Source organism: Geitlerinema sp. PCC 9228 (genome assembly GCF_001870905.1).
Classification (GTDB): domain Bacteria; phylum Cyanobacteriota; class Cyanobacteriia; order Cyanobacteriales; family PCC-9228; genus PCC-9228.
Genome location: NZ_LNDC01000089.1, coordinates 670 through 1337 on the forward strand (window position 1 = coordinate 670; position 668 = coordinate 1337).

General features: G+C 48.1%; 1 protein-coding gene. It reads left to right on the forward strand.

The window, feature by feature from the left end; all coding sequences use genetic code 11:
* Positions 1-668: RNA-guided endonuclease IscB (gene iscB, locus AS151_RS07535; protein WP_244532934.1), on the forward strand; the 668-nt coding region annotated here is incomplete at both ends.

Genomic DNA, 668 nt, shown 5'->3' on the forward strand with positions numbered 1-668 from the left:
CTGCAACTCATACAGAACCCTGAGATATCGGGCATTGAGTACCAGCAAGGGGAATTGCAAGGCTATGAAGTCAGGGAATATTTATTAGAGAAATGGAATCGCAAATGTGCTTACTGTGGCGCTGAAAATCTGCCACTTGAACTCGAGCATATTCATCCTCGGTCGAAAGGAGGCACTGACCGGGTCTCTAACCTGACCCTGGCTTGCCACTCATGCAATCAATCCAAAAGCAATCGGGACATTCGAGACTTTTTATCAGGCAAGCCTAGCCGATTGAACCGTATCCTGAAGCAGTCCCAATCACCGCTCAAAGATGCGGCAGCCGTCAATTCAACCCGGTGGGCGTTGTTCAATGCCCTGAAACAAACAGGTTTACCTGTGGCGACAGGCACGGGGGGACAAACCAAGTTTAATCGAGTCCGATTAAACCTACCCAAAACCCACTGGTTAGATGCTGCCAGTGTTGGGAAAATTGATTCACTTCAAGTCCTGACCACAAAACCGTTATTAATTACAGCAAAAGGACATGGGACTCGACAGATGTGCGGCACTGACAAGTTTGGGTTTCCAAAGCGTCACCGCTCGCGGGTGCAAATTCATAAAGGCTTTCAGACAGGCGATATCGTTACTGCCATTGTCACCAAAGGCAAGAAAATTGGGTCTTATGT